The 20,295-nt window shown below is 37.7% G+C and carries 11 protein-coding genes and 1 pseudogene; 5 read left to right on the top strand and 7 right to left on the bottom strand.

Annotation, left to right across the window (positions count from 1 at the left end; genetic code table 11):
* The first annotated feature begins 35 nt into the window (after window positions 1-35).
* Window positions 36-1,163: an AAA family ATPase gene (locus DWZ47_RS05455; RefSeq protein ID WP_004302662.1), complete on the top strand. Its 1,128-nt coding sequence runs from the start codon at window positions 36-38 to the stop codon at window positions 1,161-1,163.
* 98 nt (window positions 1,164-1,261) lie between these two features.
* On the opposite strand, the gene DWZ47_RS05450 is transcribed toward DWZ47_RS05455, so the two are convergent.
* Together DWZ47_RS05450 and DWZ47_RS05440 are read right to left on the bottom strand one after the other, a co-directional pair.
* Window positions 1,262-1,759 carry an HU family DNA-binding protein gene (locus tag DWZ47_RS05450; protein ID WP_117512484.1) on the bottom strand — a complete coding sequence of 166 codons (498 nt, stop codon included), beginning with the start codon at window positions 1,757-1,759 and terminating at the stop codon, window positions 1,262-1,264.
* Window positions 1,760-2,920: 1,161 nt separating this feature from the next.
* Window positions 2,921-3,142: a DUF4248 domain-containing protein gene (locus tag DWZ47_RS05440; RefSeq protein ID WP_004302664.1), complete on the bottom strand. Its 222-nt coding sequence runs from the start codon at window positions 3,140-3,142 to the stop codon at window positions 2,921-2,923.
* Between the two features lie 195 nt (window positions 3,143-3,337).
* On the opposite strand from DWZ47_RS05440, the pseudogene DWZ47_RS05435 reads away from it, so the two are divergent.
* Window positions 3,338-3,421, top strand: a pseudogene (locus DWZ47_RS05435) (tRNA-dihydrouridine synthase); the annotation flags it as partial.
* Here the strand turns inward: DWZ47_RS05435 and DWZ47_RS05430 are convergent.
* A complete protein-coding gene (locus DWZ47_RS05430; RefSeq protein WP_233525004.1) occupies window positions 3,411-7,601 on the bottom strand; it encodes a two-component regulator propeller domain-containing protein in 4,191 nt (1,396 codons plus the stop codon). The pseudogene DWZ47_RS05435 and the gene DWZ47_RS05430 sit on opposite strands and share 11 nt — an antisense overlap.
* 361 nt (window positions 7,602-7,962) lie before the next feature.
* Between DWZ47_RS05430 and DWZ47_RS05425 the strand changes: the two genes are divergently transcribed.
* Genes DWZ47_RS05425 through DWZ47_RS05415 form a run of 3 tightly spaced genes read left to right on the top strand, consistent with a single transcriptional unit; the run spans window position 7,963 to window position 11,378 of the window.
* The gene (locus DWZ47_RS05425) at window positions 7,963-8,937 is read left to right on the top strand and encodes a fimbrillin family protein (protein ID WP_117512482.1); all 975 of its coding nucleotides are present in this window, start codon (window positions 7,963-7,965) and stop codon (window positions 8,935-8,937) included.
* Window positions 8,938-8,989: 52 nt separating this feature from the next.
* Complete coding sequence (locus DWZ47_RS05420; RefSeq protein ID WP_008646714.1) at window positions 8,990-10,576, top strand: fimbrillin family protein; 1,587 nt, start codon at window positions 8,990-8,992, stop codon at window positions 10,574-10,576.
* A 25-nt stretch (window positions 10,577-10,601) separates the two neighbouring features.
* The gene (locus DWZ47_RS05415; RefSeq protein ID WP_117512481.1) at window positions 10,602-11,378 is read left to right on the top strand and encodes a hypothetical protein; all 777 of its coding nucleotides are present in this window, start codon (window positions 10,602-10,604) and stop codon (window positions 11,376-11,378) included.
* 110 nt (window positions 11,379-11,488) lie between these two features.
* Here DWZ47_RS05415 and DWZ47_RS05410 read toward each other — a convergent pair whose 3' ends face one another.
* The 4 genes from DWZ47_RS05410 to DWZ47_RS05395 form a co-directional block, all read right to left on the bottom strand.
* Entirely contained in the window at window positions 11,489-12,289 is an 801-nt protein-coding gene (locus tag DWZ47_RS05410) for a sialate O-acetylesterase (protein ID WP_117512480.1), read from the bottom strand.
* A 16-nt stretch (window positions 12,290-12,305) separates the two neighbouring features.
* Window positions 12,306-15,272 (bottom strand): glycoside hydrolase family 2 protein, encoded by a 2,967-nt coding sequence (locus DWZ47_RS05405; protein ID WP_117512479.1) that lies wholly within the window; start codon window positions 15,270-15,272, stop codon window positions 12,306-12,308.
* Window position 15,273: 1 nt separating this feature from the next.
* Entirely contained in the window at window positions 15,274-17,196 is a 1,923-nt protein-coding gene (locus tag DWZ47_RS05400) for a hypothetical protein (RefSeq protein ID WP_117512478.1), read from the bottom strand.
* A gap of 122 nt (window positions 17,197-17,318) precedes the next feature.
* On the bottom strand, window positions 17,319-20,282 hold the full coding sequence (locus DWZ47_RS05395) for a glycoside hydrolase family 2 protein (RefSeq protein WP_117512477.1): 2,964 nt from the start codon (window positions 20,280-20,282) through the stop codon (window positions 17,319-17,321).
* Window positions 20,283-20,295 lie beyond the last annotated feature (13 nt).

The raw sequence follows: 20,295 nt of genomic DNA, 5'->3' as shown, positions 1-20,295 counted from the left end.
CTATATTTGCCCAATAAGAATAATAAAGAATAGTTATGGAAAAGCCGTTTGTTTTTGGTGTAGCCACTTCCGGAGATAACTTTACAGATCGCGAAAAAGAGACTCAACGTTTACTCCTAAACTTTGCACATGGTGTAAATACAGTGCTTATTTCTCCTAGAAGATGGGGAAAAACATCACTAGTTAAGAAAGTAGCCCAGCTATCACAAGATAACAAGAGAAAAGTGGTCTACATAGACATTTTTTCCTGTCGCACCGAAAATGAGTTTTATCGTCTCTTTGCCACTTCTATCTTAAAACAAACTTCTTCCAAATGGGAGGAATGGATAGAGAATACTAAACAATTCCTCTCACACATCAATCCCAAAATCTCTATCGGAGCAGATCCGATGAACGATTTCTCTATATCATTCGAGTATAACATGCAAAATAATACGGAGAATGACATCTTACAGTTACCCGAAAAAATTGCAATAGAGAAAGAGATACAGATAGTCATTTGCATTGATGAGTTCCAACAAATTTCAGATTTCGAAGATTCCAAAACATTTCAGAAAAAGCTACGTAGCGTATGGCAATTACAACAACATGTCTCATATTGTCTTTTCGGAAGTAAAAAACATTTAATGAACGAACTCTTTGAAAAGAAAAATTTACCATTCTATAAATTTGGAGATGCTATCTATCTCACAAAAATAGAAACAAAATACTGGATTGAATATATATGCAAACGATTTGAAAATACAGGAAAACACATTTCTCCCGAACTTGCAGAAGAAATCTGCCGCCTTGTAGACAACCATTCGTCTTATGTACAGCAACTTTCCTGGCTACTTTGGATACGTACCATTAATACAGCAACCACAGAACAACTTACTTATGCATTGGAAGACTTACTCGACCAAAACAATATTCTATTCCAAAGTGAAACAGAAAACCTTTCTGCCTATCAAATGAATTTTCTAAAAGCGATTGTTGATGGAATACACACTAAATTCAGCAGCAAAGAAGTCATTTCAAAATACAATTTAGGAACATCGGCCAATATTGTCCGCTTAAAAAATGCATTACTACAAAAGGAGCTCATAGAGACAAATGGAAAAGAGATAGTTCTTGCAGATCCAGTATTTGGAGTATGGTTTAAAAAAGAAATGCTTTACTGACATATATACAATAAAAGATGCACAGATCACCGATCATAAATCGATTCTCTGTGCATCACTACTACTCTAAAGACACTTTTAAGACAAAACTAACTAAATTATGCAGCCGGATCCGGTGCTTCCCCGTTATCTCCCTTACCATCATCACCGGAATCAGGATTGCCACCATTATTACCACCGTTACTACTTCCATCCGTATAATCCGTTTCAATCTCCACACGACGGGTGATACTCATATCTTCCAACGTATCCTTAAAGATTTTTCCCGGATAAAAAATAATCTTTCTTTGAACGATTGACTTGGACGAAACATCTTTCTCCTCATCCGCACTCTTGGCACGGATAGTAGGACTGAAAATACCGAACTCACCCAACTGAACGCTCTTTCCGTCGTCAATATCTTCAGCCATCTTGTCTACCAGACCGCTGACCACCAAATCGACCACCTTACGATGGACACCACAAAGCTGACTCACCTTGCGACACATCTTTGCAAAATTCACCTTACCGGAACGAACCGATTTTGCTACATACTTTTCGTTTTTGTCTTTGTCAAAACCGAACACACGTTTTGTTACTACATACTCTAAAGCCATAATTGTTAAAGTTTAAATGGTTAAAAAAATAAAGGTTATCTATTTGTCATTCTCTTTGTTTGAATGACTCTGCAAAGATATAACAGGGCAGATACCGCTCAGTCCCCTTTTGTCCCTTTTATGTCTCCTTTTAACAACCTGAAACTTACAATTACTTAGGCATAAACATCTATTAGACAGCGTTCTATATGAATTAATTATTTTTTCTGTAAATCAGCGTTCAACAAGATACTGAACCTGCCAACGGATGGGACTCCTGTTTCAGTCCGCATTTGCAGAACAGATTCATCCGGTTTATTTTCTATTCCACAGGAGTTAATTTGTGTTTTTGAAGTGTATCACAAACAGGAGGCCATATAGGCAGACACACTATCCCTTCCTTTACGCATAGGTTCCTAGGATGAATCACATAGCATTCTCCTATGCGCTGATAAAAACTCTCGTTGAACCTGATAAGCGAACAAATGGTATACTTGTCATTCGATTTTACCTCTATTGGAAAAGTTTTACATTTTAGGATAAGTAGCCCGGTATCACCCATATAGTACTTCACATAAGTCCTGTCTTCATTCAGCGAGAGTCCCAACCGAGTCACTTACCTTATTGAAATCCATCAAAAGATAGCTTCGGTATTCATTCTTTGTGAACTCTTCCACAAGAGTGGATTTACCTATCCACCGGGCACCTTCTATTAGAAGTGCCTAAGTGCCTGCCGCCTATCGTTTCCAAACAAACAGTTTGTTATACATTTTAGTTTAAATATCATGTTATTCACTATTTATCATCTTATCAATACACAAATTGAATACTATATTCCACAATACGCACTTTCCCGTATTAGATTTGCATCAGCCCGATAAAGTGTACCAACTAAGAAAGTACATATTATTTATATAACATTATTTTACCACTTCACATGTGTAACAAAACAAAATTCAAGTCAGAAACATCCCCTTACACAGAAAAAAGCTGATCTTTTATATCAAATCCCCGTCAACGTTTCTAATAAATTCTTGCACCGTTTATTATAAACGGTATCCGAGTTTATTATAAACTCTAACTTCCCTTTTCCATAGAAAGCAATCGAATATATACAACAAAAAAGGCTGCAAAACTCCTAGAAGTTTGCAGCCTCAAGCCCATTGGCGGGTTACTTATACCCTAATCCTCATAAGGATCTCCTAGATGTTTTGTTATAATCTTATACTGTTTTGCAGTCAGATACCGATGATTATACGGCAAGTAACCTGTTGGTATAAGTTCTTTGACCAACGGGTTGCAGTCTTTAATCCATCGGCTCAGACAACGCACTGCATTTTTACTAGTTGTACATCCGGGGAAGTACATCACAGCGAGTACGGCAAAAGATAAGAATCGTTTCATTCGTTTTTAGTTTTTTATTCGTTGTTTTATGTTTCACATCTACAAATATACAACATAAAAAAGCCTTTGTCAAGTCCTAAGAGACTACAGGCGTTCATTAATAAATGAACGCCACACATAAGCCACTGTGTATCATATCCTTACTAATAAAGATTCACCTATAATGCCTGAGGATACTAATCTGTCTCCAGCTACAAAGAGTGTTTTGACTGCTATGGAGTAGATGCAGTGATGATTGGCCGTGCCAGCTTCGGTCGTCCATGGATATTCAAGAAAGTTCTCCGTTCATATTTTCCTCGGTATCAACCTTCCCTGCACTTTTCCTGTATTGAGAAGGAGATTTACTAAATGAATTCTTGAAACACTTACTAAAATAAAAGGGGTCATTAATACCTACCTGAAAACCAATTTCTGATACATTCATTTCGGTCGTTAGCAACAGTTCTGCAGCCTTCTTCATTCTAAGTACTCGCACGTACTCATTAGGAGAGCAACCTACAATACCTCTTAGCTTGTTATAAAACGTAGTACGTCCGATATTCAATGCCGAAGTATACGATTCAAGTTTGAACTCAGCATCACCCATATTCTTCTCTACGATGGCATTTACTTTATCCAAAAACGCTTTATCCCTGTCAGTGGCACTTATCAGCGGCTGTAACGTACCCGGCTCAGTAGCAAATTTTCGTTGTAATTTCTCACGTTGTTCAACCAATTTCACAATACGAGCCAATAAATATTTCATACTAAAAGGCTTCGTTATATAAGAATCCGCTCCGGCTTGAATACCTTTCAACTGATGTTCCTCAGATGAATAAGCCGTTAATAAGATTACAGGAATATGACTAATGTTGAAATTGGCCTTTAAACGCTTTGTAAATTCCAACCCATCCATCTCTGGCATCATCACATCACAAACCACAATATCCGGCTGTTCCCCTATTAACTTTTCAAGTCCCTCTACTCCGTTAGAAGCCGTCGACACAGTAAAATACTTCCCAAGTTGAGCTTCAATAAGGTTACGGACATCATCGTCATCATCAATCACCATCACTTTATATTCTTTAAAAGGTTTATTTACCGATGTTCCTAGAATTTCTGCCGCACGTTCCTCTGAAATAGATATATCAGTAGTCAGTTCCGTCATCGCAATTTCTTTATCTTCCTTTATAGTCTCTATAATGTCGGCAGGGTCATAATTTTCATCCGACATCGGGATAGTAAGTGAGAAGCAAGCACCTCCCAACAGCGAATCCACATAAGTTACCTGTCCTTTATGTACCTTAGCCAATTCCGCGGTCAAATGTAATCCGACACCAGTTCCCTCCGATGCATAATGAATCTGTTCAAAACGTACGAACAACATTTTTTGCTTATCAACAGACACTCCCGGACCATTATCCGAAACACTCATCGTAAAGGTGTCATTTACCACTGAAAAGTCAAGTTTCATCACAATCTTACCCCCTACTGGAGTATTCTTAAAAGCATTGGACAAAAGATTATAAGCAATCTTATCCATTTTACTCCTATCAAGTAGCATAGTCTGTACAGGTTTATTAGATTCAAACAGGTATTCTATTTGCTTCCTGGCAGCCATATCCTTAAACGTCAGATAAATATCATAAAAGAAGCGTTTCGTATCTGTTCGCTCAAGTTTTAGTTCCATCTTATTATTCTGTAAACGACGAAATTCCAATAACTGATCTACCAATCGGAGCAAGCGCCCCGAGCTTTTTGAAAGCAGACTCAACTGTTTACTTACAGAAGAAGGCAGATCTCTTTGATTAACCAAATCCTCAATCGCCCCACGAATAATCGTCAACGGAGTACGAAACTCATGGGATATATTCGTAAAAAAACGCAATTTATACTCGGTCAATTGTTTCTCGACCTCCACTGCCATATTCAGACGATGCATCTTGAGAACAAGCCTCGATGTAAAATAAATGATGATTATCCCAAGGACAATATACAAAAGAATAGCTTCAGTAGACTCCCACCAAGGTGGAAGAATTATAATCTCCAAAGTTGTTTCCTGATCACTCCAAACTCCGAAACTATTGCATCCTTTCACTTTGAAAAGATACTTTCCCGGAGGAACATTTCTATATGCAGCTACATTATTACGTGATGATCTATTCCAATTAGACTCATATCCGTCTAAATAATAAATATATTGATTAAGCTCGGGAGCATGGAAGTTCAGCATCGTACATTCCAAATTAAAGGAATTCTGATTATATGCCAGAACCACCTTCCGGGTATTGATAATACTCTCAGTCAAAGGAGAATCCAGGCTTTCCGGTGTCACAGGATTTCCATTAATCAAGAAACCGGTAATTGCCACTTTTGGAGCATATGTATCAAATGTAATACCGGATGGATTAAATGTATATACTCCGTTATAACTGCCAAACATCAATTCTCCATTCTTTTTTTTCCAACAAGACAGCTCATTAAATATAGCAGCATGGCGGTTGTTTGAGAATATAAAATTCTCAAAACGCTTAGTATTTAAATTAAATTTCGAGATACCACTCTCCGTACTTACCCAAATAAACCCTTCTTCATCTTCCAAAATAGCTTGAATCGTTTCATTGGATAAACCGTCATCTGCCCCATAATGTTCAAAAGTAGATTGTTCTAATGATTCCCCTTTCACTAACAAATTAAGTCCTCCTCCGGTAGCTCCTAACCAAATACGCCCTTTACTATCTTCAAAGACAACCTTAACCTCATTGTGCCCCAAAGATTGTTGATCTTCAGCATACAAATGCAAAACCTTAAAATTCTGTTGATCCTCTATCAATCCATCCGGATCAAAAACAATAACTCCATCATTGGTTCCTATCCATACAATCCCTGTCTTATCTTGAATAATAGAACGCATCATATTCTGATGTCTATTATCAAAACTGAATTGCTTGAACCTCAACTGTTCCCGGGAACCTTCCGCAAGATGCAGCCCCCCACCAAAAGTTGCTAGCCACATACGATTTTTACTATCGCGCATTATGGTAAAGATATTATTGCTCGAAGATGATTGCCTGGTCTGATCATTTAGCGTATATTCTTTTATTATCCTGTCTCCTTGAGGAGATAGAATTAATAATCCCCCTCCTTTTGTTCCCAACCATTTATAACCAAGAGTATCTTCAGCAATTGTAAAGGGTAAACCACCTGTAATACGATGCTTATATAACTGATGTAAAGTAGAATCACAAACTTGCAAATTTCCATCACGCGTACCAAACCAATATCTTCCCTCTACATCCTGATAAATTAAACGAACAGCATTATCCCTATCAGCATTACCACCAGGAGTTGGATAAAATATATCAAAAGGATAATTGGTTAAAGAGATCTTATTCACTCCTCCCAACTCTGTACCTACCCAAACTTCTCCAGAAGTATCCTCAGTTATACAGAGTAAGTAATTAGTGGATAAATCTTTATCGGCAGTATAATGGTATTTTTTTCCCGTATTCTCATCAACGGCAAATAGACCATTACCAAATGTAGTTATCCAGATAATATCCCTTGAGTCATGATATATCTGGAAACGTTCCTGATTTATTAATGAAAGGACATCAGCAGGAATCAATGTCAAAGGCTCAAACGTATTATCAGTATGATGTCTCCATAGCACTCCCGACATATTATATACCCAAATGTGCCCCTTATTATCAATATAGAAGTTCGCATTACGCGGACTTGTCCCCTGAAAGAATCTTTCTGGGGAAACCCATGTTTTATTAATAGTATCAAATACAAACATACGTTCATTTGTAGCAATCATAACCAATCCGTCATTTAACACACATGAGCGGGCATGTCTCGCAGGTTCCGTTTGTGTAGGAACAAATAAAATAGCAGGCAAGAAATATTTCCGCAAATTATCAAAAATCAGAATACGATCTCCAGCTATAAAATACAAATCATCTAATTCCTGTGCGCCCCAAAATGTTGTTCCCTCCAACATTGTATTCACCTTATCATGAGCTACCATGAACAATTCTTTATCAGCTCCTATCCAAACTCTACGATCCGAATCTTCAAAGATAAATGTCACCGACTTATCCCGCAATTTCTTCTCTGTCGGTCTCCAAGAAACCAGTTCTCCATCTATGTGGCTCACACGACAACATCCTTTATCTCCCCACATCCACACATCACCATTAGAAGTAACCATTATTTGGCTAAAAATCTTAGTAGTATTCTGCGGATCATAATCAACAATTTTTTCCAATTTCATATCATAGCAGAAAAGAGTATTTGAGAAAGTACGTATCCAAATATAGCCATGTTTATCTTCGGTAATACTGCGAATTCTACTATCCGGTGATGATTGAGAGGTGGCAATTCCCGGCTGTATCACAACAAAATCCTTTCCGTTATAACGATTCAAGCCATTAATTGTTCCCATCCACATAAACCCATGACTGTCCTGCATCATACATCTAATTGTATTCTGTGACAAACCGTTGCGATCTGTGATAGTACTGATATTTAAAACATCAAAAGCAGCTACTCGACTGCAAAAAAGCAAAAGAATTAGGATTATACGGGCACTCCACATGGTGTTTTGATTTAAAGAATAACGCAAATATAAACGATAATATCGAAAAATCCTGCACAAAATCCCTAAGAATATGGCATTTTATGCATGTTTGAACTGGGGTACATGGAAATGTACAGCCGTCAAGGTACATTATAAGCAAATCGCATACCTTTGCTCTATACAAAGTCAGAGAGACCTATAAATAAACAGGGAATATATAACAACCACATTATTTATATATAAAACAGTAACGTTTATGAAAAACATGTATTTAACAGTAGTACTAGGAATACTGGTTCTCACCGGATGCAACAGCAATGAATATGGTGGACCAGATACCCCTGGTGCAAAAGCTGAAATCTGGGGAAGTATAAGCAGTCCTCAAACACGCTACCACGGCTCCATGTGGGGTCAGGGAGAATGTATAGGTGTATCCGTTACCGGAGGGGATACAGGAAGCACTAATATCTTATATCAATGCTCCGGAGAAAACGAACAACTTTTTACTGCTGTAGGTGACCATAATGATATTTATATCAAAGGAAATGGTAAAGTCTCACTGACTGCATATCACCCTTACACCGGTATCAACGGTACAGCAGGAGGGCTTGTTACAGTAGACACCAAAAGTGAAAATCAAACCGCAACTAATCAACTCAATATCGATTGGTTGTTTGCCGAAGCCACTACTACCCGAAGTAATCCTCTGATCAATTTTCAATTTACACATCAACTGAGCCAACTTAGCTTGATTTTCAAAAATAAAGATGAGAGTAAACCCGAAAATGTTTCTTACACTTTAAAAGGATTTATCACAAAGGGATTCTTCAACACCTCAAATGGCACAACCTCTTTAGGAACAGAAAGCGAAGATGTAAGTGTACTAGTGAATGACAATACATCAACAACTTCGACATTAATTTTATTACCTCAAGAAGTAGTACAAACTACAATAGAAGTGGTAGCCGATGGGGTTTTTTATGAGAAAACAATAGATAATATAACATTAGAAAGCAATAGAAGACACCTATACACGGTTACTCTGGGAGGAGAAGGAGAAAATCCTAGTATTACCATCACAGAAAGTGGCATCACAGATTGGCAACCTGGTAATGGAGAAAATATTAACTCTACAACTGATGCTCCTGAAACAGATACCGCTTTTGATTCTTCCTATTGGAATAACTCAGGTGAGACACAAGATATAAAATCGCAATCAACCGAAAAATAAAAATAAGGAAATATTTTCCCTCATTTCTAATAAATATAAAAAACAAGAAGATATGAAACGAAATATATTTGTATATACAATAGCACTCGCATGCTCTTTACTTATAGCGGCATGTTCACAAGACGAGAACATTACTCTTTCAAACAATGATAAAAATAAGATTCTAATTAATATCACAGATAAAGCTATATATAATAGTAGCAAAACCCGTGCAACAACAGATGAAACATATAAAACAACATTCGAAAACGAAGATCAGATAGGTTTGTTCGCCGTTAAAAATGGAGAAATTGCAGGCTCAATTAATAATGTATGCCTAATTTACAACAAGACTCACGATGTATGGATACCTGCAAATGGCTCTTTATTTTATAGCAGCGAACTGGAAGGAGCCACTTATTATGCATATTATCCTTATAAAGAGGAAGTTAGCAATTCTTTTAAAGCATCCATTGAAAACCCTTTTGCAGAAATCATAAGTAACTGGAAGATAGGTGCTAATATGAGTGGAAGTGAATATACCCAATATGACTTGATGACAGGCTCTGCAGAAGCTGAACTATCCGGTAAGAATTACTCACTCAATCTAACATTAGAACATCAAATGGCAATGGTAGTTATTCAGTTACCGTCCACCACATATGAATTTACAAACCAAGGAACAACAATAGCTCCATACAACATTCCTGCTGCTAATCCAACATTCAAGCTAACCAAAGGAGAAAGTGAGAATATAGAAGTGCAACCATATTATGAACCAAGCACAGATAAATATCGCTTATTGATAAACCCTACAACTACTTATAAAATAAATGGCACTTTCATTTCAAGCGAGAACAAGCAGTACGAAATCGCAATTACAGGAATAGAAAAAGGAACATACGCACCATACACTGTTGATGGTGGAACAAAGAAAATACAGCACGAACTGAAGATTGGAGATTTCTATTGTGCAGATGGCACTTTAATTAAAGCAGATCAAGATTTAGAATCAGAAGATAAAACCAAAATCATTGGGGTCATTTATCAAATAGGGACCACTGAAGCTATAAGAAAAGACTATCCTGAATGTACGCACGCACTGGTATACGCATTAAAACGTAACGAAGGAACCGGACAAAGATGGGGAACCGTATCCAGTGTTAGCAATAAGACATGGTATACAGACATTCTTCCTGCACCAGTCGGTACAAGTTCAGTCAACGGGCAAAAAATTCCAAATGAAGAAGAGTTTTCAAATACTGGCTACCAAGATACCAAAGCATGGTTAAATTCAGACATCGCTGTTGTTGGAGCAGATATCAACTCTGTTGTAAAAGAGAAACTTTCCAGCTATTCAGTCCAGGCTCCATCATTCACGACCGGTTGGTATGTTCCATCAGTCAAAGAGCTACTTATCATACAAGAGCAAAATACCACTATCTCAAGCAGCTTAACCAAAGCCGATGGAGAAACGCTATGGCAGGATTCTTCATGGGAGCGATTAACTTCCGGAAGTGGTTATTGGACATCCACACTACGTAGTGAGTCAACAATATGGGTATATACCGGACTTAATGAGGAAGGACATCGAGAAAAGAATTATCTTGCCCTCAATCTAAAAACAAATTCATACTACCGCTTCGCACTAGCATTTTAACACTTAAAATATCAAGAATAGCATTATGAAAAAGATTATTTTAATTATCTCATTAATCACCCTTAGTCTGACAGGCAATGCACAGATTATCAAAAACAATCTCCTTGATGGATATAAAACCGGAGACAAGTTAGAGAAATCGGCATATATTGAGCCTAAAGCAATGATTCAAGAAAATACTTGGTGTGCTGCCTATACTAAAGATCCTAAAGCAGCAACAACATCAAGTCCCATAATTGGAAAAGAACTAAGTTACCCCGAATATCAGGAAGGTGGTCCATCCATACAATTCGGATTTGAGGATGGGATAAAAGGGACACATTCCAGTGTGTATTCTATGACATCATCCGGCAAAACATACCGGCAAGGTAGTTATTACCTTGCTTGCCTTGTCAACTTCTCAAAATTAGGAACTAAAAAACCTAGTGAATTTTTAGCATTAATCGCTAACCATGTAGGCGGTAGTGCACGCGGAAACATATATGCACATCGTAATGAAAATGGCAAGTTAAAATTCACAGTTGGACTGGGTAAGAATCGTACGGAAGTTCCCAATGAATACGATTTCAAGAAAACCCATTTACTCGTATTAAAAGTAGACTACACTAATAATCGAGTAGAATTATTCGTAAATCCGTCTCTAAAAGGAGAAGAGGCCCAATCTGATGCCATGGCTAAAGGAGAAGAAGGTGCATTAAAAGCAGGATTAAAAGCAATATCTATCAGAAATAACCACACATATCAAGGAAATATTGGAAATATTCGTTTCGCCGGCCGCTGGACCGATATTACTACTAAATAATACATAATATTAAAACACTATTTCCATCATAAGCTCTCCCTTATTTGCTAGATATACATTTATTTCCAGATAAACAAGGGAGAGCTTTTTGCACAAATCTTTCTAATTCATCATTTTTTTAACAATCTTTTTGCGGCTTCTGCATAACGTCTGCCTAGTATTATTTGGCTGTCTGCATCAAAATGAGGATCTTTCTCATTCTTCAGTGGCTTTAGCCCCTCGGACGAAACACAGGCGCTATTTGGAAGAAAAGAAGAAATATCCTTAATCATATCGTTAAATGGTTTCGTTCCTTCAGGTATATAAGGCTTCTTTGTCCAGTTCCATTCTGCCAATTGTCCTACAATGACAGGTAAATCAGGTATTCCCAAATCATTACGAAGATCCGTCATTAGCTTTATTATTTTCTTTTTATATCCTTCAGGATACTGACAATCTGCCTCTCCCTGATGCCAAATAATAGCTTTCAGTTTGCCATATTTCATTGCTTCCTTAGTTCGGCGTAAAGCTTCATTATAATAGAGCCCACCTGTTTTTTCTGTGCTCTTCAACCAAGAGCGGATGGAAGTACCGCCACGAGCATTTACTATCAAGCCTACCGGATGTTTTTTAGAAGCCATTGCTTTAGCAAAACTATATACAGGTCCCAAATATTCACCGGTAAGTCCCCTTCCGATAGTAGAATAACGATTTAAAGGATTTACTGCTAGCTCAAACTGGTCTTCGGCATTTAATAAATAAACATTCCGCATCGTATCCATCACCGCCGGAGAAAGTTTTCCTCGTCCGGCCATGTTAGATTGTCCAATACAAAGATACAAATCCATATTCTTCACAGGCTTGCCTGCATATACCATAGGTATTCCCAGTAACAATATCCCTACAAAAAGGGTGATTACATTTTTTCTCATTTTATTATTCTATCTTTTAAAAATTCAACTTACTATTTTCCAAAAATTCAACCTCAATAATTGGTAAATAACGTTCTTCATCCGCCTTTTCCTGTACGCGTGTATTTGATGCTTTATCTTCTACCTCAACAATTTCTCCGAAAGCATCTTTCACACTAACAGATCCCTTCAAACGGATAGTTATATTATCCGTACGCATCGGCATTGTTTTCAAATGTATATATCCCAAATTTCGTTCTGTCTTTCCACTCCAAACGAGGGTATTTCCTGCATATACCTCTAACGGATAACTATTCTTACGCCACCCTCTTAACTTCAAACAGACATCATCAATATTCGCCTCACGTTCAAGCTGATAAGTAATCCAAGCCGTACTAAGCTGCCCATCATTACTCCATTCACTAAGTTCATCATCATCATAACTTTTCGCTACATTCTGGCTATTAGCACCTGCTTTAGCCGAAACAATGCCTATATTAACTTTTTTATCTCTATATGAAGAGGATAATGGCGTTTCACCTTTATCTAATCGTCCTTTCAATGTCATTTGTGGCAAATAGTTACTTACCCCATCAACTTTTTCCACCGGAATAGTTTCTAAGGTTATAGAAGCCTCAGGAAGGCCTTTCGCTTTTGCGGTAAGTATCAATTTCCCGGCTTTCGTTGTACTACGGATAAGAACACGATTTACTCCACATTCTACAGGTAAGTCCTTACTAAGGATATAATTATCCTCACCCTGCGCAATACCACCGCGCCATTCAGCTTCACCTTTCAAATCAAATTTGACAATCCGATTATCCAATGGACAACGTTTTCCATCCTTATCTACTACCTCGAATTGAATAAGTGCCATATCTGCTCCATCGGCATGAAAACCTTCCGGATTTTGTATAGCTGTCAATCTTATATTTGTAGGCTCACCAACAGTAGTCAAGACATAGCGGCTCAATTCTTTTCCAGCCTTATTATAACTGACAGCCTCCAGTTTACCCGGTTTAAATGCCACTTTATCAAAAGTAAACAAAAAATCATACTCACGTTCTCCTTCACCTAATAGCCGGTCGTTCAAAAATAATTCCACTTTTTCCCCGGTAGATACTACATATACAGGTTTCACCGTATTTTCCGGATAATTCCAGTGACCAATAATATAAGTCTGTTCAGATTCTATATCTACCCAACCATTCCACATCACCTGATGCGCAAAGAACCCGTCTTTCTCTATACGCATAGCATCAGTCACACCACTACGACGATAATTTTCTGCTCCACGAAAGTGTGTATTACTATCAGAGAAAATAATCTTAGTTCCTCCAGCATTGATTCTCAATCCAGTCCCTGGACGCTCACGCCAATAATCATACCAGCGACGGACTAATTCAACCGCAAACTTATCCTGATTATGATTATAGCTCTTGGCAGATGCTCCACGGTGTAAAGGACCGTCACCTTCCTTATGATACGGATAACTATAATCATCCCAATATTTCCTTAATCCTTCATCTCGACAATATTCCATTGACCACATCGGATGATGCCTACTCTTATTAACATAAAGCATTTCACCACCATATTCTGCTTCACGAATATCAAGCATCTCACGAGAACCAATAGCACGTCCACCATAAGGATCATATTTATCACGTATTGCTTTCATTTCCAACATATGTTCACGCTTAATCCCCTTATTTCCACATTCATAAAACAAAATACTCGGATTATTACGATTATAAATAATTGCATCACGCATCAGTTCTGTACGTTGTTCCCATTGGCGTCCCTTGGAATCCCGCTCCTGATCACCCGCTGGCATTGCTTGTATTAATCCGACACGATCACACGACTCCACATCCTGTTTCCACGGAGTAACATGCATCCAACGCACGAGATTAGCGTTACTTTTCACGACTAAATCATTAGAATAATCACTCAACCATGCAGGAACAGACATTCCAACTCCCGGCCACTCATTAGTTGTACGCTGTGCATAGCCTTTTAAATGAATCACACGGTCATTCAGCCAGACTTTACCTTCACCAAATTTTGTTTTTCGAAAACCTGTTCGAGTATTCACTTCATCAACAACCTCATTATCTGCATTTACCAACTTTGTTTTTACTGTATATAAATAACCATATCCCCAACTCCAGAAATGAAGATTATTCACTTCAGCCTCCGCTTTTATAATCTTTACCTCTTTTGATTTCAAGCACACATCAGGCCCCTTGAATACTTTGACATTTTTTCCATCTGCATCTACTAAAGTTACCAAGAAACTAAATTTCCGTGATTTATGACTGTCATTCTTCACTTCCGATTCCACATGAATTTTAGCCTTCCGGTTTTTAATATCAAAATCTGTTGCATAGACATAAAGTCCAGTTGTTTTCAAATTATTATATAGTGGTAAAGTCTGATATACATCATTCGTCACATGCAAAAAAACATTTTTAGGAATGCCGCCATAGTTACAATTGAAACGGTTATCATGCCATTGAAATTTTGTATTTGTACTTACTTCCTTATAGCTCCAGTCATTATCTACACGTACAGCCATAACATTATCACCATTTTTCATATAAGGAGTTAAATCAAATCCCACCGCCATAACTCCATTTTCATGCTTGCCCAAATGATATCCATTCAAATAAAAATCAGCTCCCTGACGAACTCCTTCAAACTCAACAAAAACCTTACGAGCATCTAAAACTGCAACTTTAAAGTGCTTACGATACCATACTATTGTATCAGTCAGTTGGTCAATGGCAACTTTAAAAGACTCATTTTCATTAAAAGCTCTTGGAAGAGTCACCATATTCCAATCACTATCCTCAAAACCAACAGCTTGTGCATTAGGAACATCACCTATCTTCAATAGCCAGTCACTATTGAAATTATATTTTTCACGTCCTGCCGCACACCACTCTGACAGGCTGAAAACGCATAGAATAAATGTTATTACTAAAATTCGCTTCATCATCTTATTTTTTTATCAAATCTGATCCAAGATAGTATCCTAATTGTGTAGGTTGATTATAACCTATATTCTGATTGACAGCACTCATCTCATAGACATGATCACTCATCAAATAAGGAAATTTATATTCAGTAGGATACCATGTACTAAAAATGCGCAGTTCTGTGCCATCCTTGGTAATCATAATAACCTCTTCACGCCAATCTCCGGTGATATCACCATAGAAACATGGATTGGATTTGGTACCATTAACAGTTGTCACATCATATCGATAAATAGTAAACATCCTGTCATTAGAAGCATTCTTCACAGGCGCGTCAATTGCACTTTCATTCAAAAGTTGCCTGTTCAAAGAACCAGACCACCAAATCGCCATATTGCAGGATTGTGACTTATAACCCAAGTCTACTCCAGTACATGAATATACATTACTCCTGAACCACCACATTTCGCAACCTGGAGACTCCGGATCTATATCAGCAACTAATGCACGTCCTATATCCGAAGAATCATCGTATTTCCATATTACTTCTCCTGTGTGAGCATCTCGGAAAGCCGCCCCGACTGCTCCCGTCTCAAAGCAAGACCAAACCTGTAACCCCGGTCTCGACGGATCGAATTTACCCAAATGTAATGCGTCTCCATGACCAAAACCTGAATTGTTCAATCCTTTTCCATCATGATCAATAGTACAAGCACCATATACAACCTCATCTAATCGGTCACCATCTACATCACCCACACTCAAACTATGATTCCCTTGTCCCGCATATGAACCATGAATACCATCCGTGGTATCAAATCTCCATCGTTTCGTCAATTTTCCACTCCCAAAATCCCATGCCTCCAAAACCATTTTATCATAAACTCCTCTACAAATCAAAATCGAAGTATTTGTCCCTGAAAAATTTCCCAAACCAACCCGATAACTGCTGGAACGTTTATAATAATTGTCTCCCCAATCCTCACTTGTCCCTAAAGAAATATAATTTGTACGAGCCAATTCTTTCCCTGTAGCTCCCTCTATGACAGAAAGAAATTCCGGCCCACCATGAATGTAATTTTCTCCAGGAACCCGATAATCAGTCTTTTCATCTCCATCAATATCCCCAATTTCCGTTCCATCACCAAATATCGTCCCTTCGGAAGTACGAAGAGCAATCTCGCATTTTCCGTCTCCATCAAAATCATAGACTGCAAACGAGGCCGAGTTCCCCATAGGAATATTAGGACCTGAAGCTATTCTCCACATAAATTCCCCATTCAACTTATAAGCTTCAAATAAGGTCGTATGTCTGACCTCGCTCGTTGTACTACCTTCACCTCCATCTGTTGTCGAAGTATGCACCAGTCTCTTTAAAACAATTTCATAAATTCCATCTCCATCCAGATCACCGACACTAGCATCATTAGCTTCATATAGAAGCAGAGGGCTCACATTTACTGTACTCTGCAATGGAATTGATAAATATGGTAGTCCTTCACTAGCCTGCCGAGCCGTAATTGTATAAGTATCCAATGTTTCATTACTATTGGCATAGCATAATCTATATGTATTATCAACAGTACGATCTGCCTCTACATCCTGATAATTAGTAGAGTTCTTTATTGGTTCTGAGTTCAACTTTATTTCCATAGTATTACCACTGGTACGATACAAATCAAATGCTGTAGAAGCATCATCAATAGGAAACATACGCCAACTAACTAATATCTTGTCATTAAATTCTCTAAACTTCTTCAACGAAGCATCCGGACGACTATTAATAGATGCCCATAACATCCGTTTCAAAGGAGAAGCCATATTAGTTACCGGAGAATAATCAGGTATTTCCGAAACTGGCGATTCATTAACAATTATCTCATCATCTGTACAAGATGTAACCATACATAGACCTACAAACACAAAAAGTATATATATCTTCATTTCTCGCTATTTAAGTTAACAAATTACAACTTCCTTCCTTAAAAAAATGGCACCGTTTCAATTCTCATTAAAACGACACCATTTACTAGTCTAATCAATCTTATTACAATTTAAGCAAGATATCATTTCACATTCTCAAGAAATTCAACCTCTATAATCTTAAGATAGCGTTTTCCCTTCTGTTTGTTATCTTGTAGTTCCATTTTATTGGTCACTGTAGCTGCCACTTCCACTATTTCACCAAATGCATCACTTTCTGTAGCACTACCTTTTAAAGAGATTGTTATTTCATCTGTACGTACCGGAATAGTTTCCAAATGAATATAACCCAAACTTTTATCCGTATTTCCTTTCCAAATCAACGTTTTCCCTGCATACACCTCCAACGGATAACTATTTCTACGCCATCCCCGTAATTTCAAACAGATATCATTAATCTCTGCTACACGTTCAAGTTTATAAGTAATCCAAGCAGTTGATAACGCACCATCATTACCCCATTCACTCAGTTCATTATCATCATAACTCTTTTCTACATCTTGTGTATTAGCACCCGCTTTGGCAGAAACAATGCGTACTTCTTTTTTTGTATCTTTATAAGATGGAGTTCGAGGTGTTTCACCTTTATCAAATCTCCCTTTCAATGTATATTGAGGTAAATAAGTTCCCAAACCATCTTTTATAGTAACAGGGATTGTTTCCAATAAAACAGAAGCATCGGGAAGTCCCTTAGCTTTCGCAGTTAATATTATTTTTCCTGCTTTTGTAGTACTACGGACAAAGACACGATTTATACCACATTCAACTGGTAAATTCTTACTAAGAATATAATTATTTTCACCTTGTGCAATGCCACCACGCCATTCAGCTTCCCCTTTCAAATTAAACTTAATGATTCGATTGTCCAGTGGACAGCGCTTTCCTTCTCTATCTACAACTTCCACTTGAATTAAAGCCATGTCAGCTCCATCTGCCTGGAAACCATCGGGATTCTGTATAACTGTCAATTTCAAATTCGCAGGTTCACCCGCAGTTGCCAAAGTACAACGACTCAATTCTTTTCCTTTTTTATCATAGCTTACAGCTTCTAATTTGCCCGGTTTAAATGCAACTTTATCAAAAGTAAATAAGAAATTATAATCACGATTGCCTTTACCTAAAGACTCCCCATTAAGAAACAATTCCACTTCTTCTCCTGTAGATACTACATACACAGGTTTCACTGTATCTAGCGGATAATTCCAATGACCAATTATATGAGTTTGGTGGTTTTCTGTATCTACCCAACCATTCCACATCACTTGATGAGCAAAAAAGCCATCTTTCTCAATGCGCATCGGGTCAGTCACACCACTACGACGATAATTTTCCGAACCACGATGATGGGTATTGCTATCAGAAAAGATAATTTTTGCTCCACCGGAACTAACTCGTTCCCCCGTTCCGGGACGTTCACGCCAATAATCATACCAACGACGAATTAATTCAACTGCAAACTCATCTTGATTATGATTATAACTGGTAGCTGGTTGATTGCGATGCAAAGGACCATCTCCCTCTTTATGAAACGGATAACTATATTCATCCCAATATTTTCTCAGTCCTTCATCACGACAATATTCCGTAGCCCACATCGGATGATGTTTACTCTTATTGATATACAGCATTTCTCCTCCCCATTCAGCTTCACGAATGTCTAACATCTCACGGGAACCAATAGCACGACCACCAAACGGGTCATATTTATCCCGAATAGCTTTCATATCCAGCATGTGATCTCGGCTAATCGAGTTATTACCGCATTCATAGAACAAAATACTCGGGTTATTGCGATTATAAATGATCGCATCACGCATCAACTCCGTACGTTGCTCCCATTGGCGACCTTCCCTATCTTTTTCTGAATCTCCAGCAGGCATGGCTTGAATAAGACCAACACGGTCACATGATTCTACATCTTGTTTCCATGGTGTAACATGCATCCAACGAACAAAATTAGCATTACTTCTTACCATCAGATCATTTGAATAGTCACTAAGCCATGCCGGAACAGACATTCCTACCGAAGGCCATTCATTACTAGTACGTTGAGCATACCCTTTCATTTGTATGACACGATCATTCAACCAGATCTTTCCTTCTCCAAATCTAGTTTTACGAAAACCTGTACGCGTTGTTACTTCATCAAAGATTTGTTTCTGAGCATTTACAAGTGCAGTCTTCACCATGTAAAGATAACCGTATCCCCAACTCCAGAAATGTAAATCTCCGACTTCGGCGGCAGCTTTAACTATTCTTGTTTCTCCAGCTTTTAATGTTATATCAGAACCTCTAAAGGATTTTACAATTTTACCGTCTGCATCAATTAATGTCACCTGATAACTAAACCGACGAACTTCACGACTATCATTCTTTACCTCGGATTCCGCATGAATCTTTGCTTTACGGTCTTTTATATTTATATCAGTCGCATAAACATATACTCCTGTTGTTTTCAAGTGACTATATAATGGAAGAGTTTGATAAACGCTATCTTTTACATACAAATAAACATTTTTGGGGATACCGCCATAATTAGCATTAAAATTACGATCATTCCACTGAAATTTGGCTTTTGTTGCCACCTCACGATATTGCCAGTTATTATCAATACGTACAGCTAGCACGTTATCTCCGTCTTTCATATAAGGTGTTAAATCAAAACCTACTGCCATTACACCATTCTCATGCTTTCCCAAACGATGTCCGTTCAAATAAAAATCACCAGCCTGACGTATTCCTTCAAACTCAATAAACACTTTCCGATTGCCTCGATTTTCAATCTTAAAATGTTTACGATACCACATAACCGTATCGGTCAGTTGCTCTATCGAAACTTTGAATGCTTCATCCTCATTAAAAGCTCTCGGAAGTGTTACCTTGCTCCAATCATCATCTTTAAACTGACTTTTCTGTGCATCAGGAATATCGCCTACTTTTAAAAGCCAGTCGTTATTAAAACTATATTTTCCACATTCCGTAGTATATCCTTTAATGGCAAATGTAAAAGTAAAGATATACAATAATATAAGAAATTTATTCTTCATACTAATTCTAAAT

The organism is Bacteroides sp. AF32-8BH (assembly GCF_003435205.1).
GTDB lineage: Bacteria > Bacteroidota > Bacteroidia > Bacteroidales > Bacteroidaceae > Bacteroides > Bacteroides ovatus.
The sequence above is the reverse complement of the archived record's forward strand: the minus strand, read 5'-3'. Positions and strand labels throughout refer to the sequence as shown.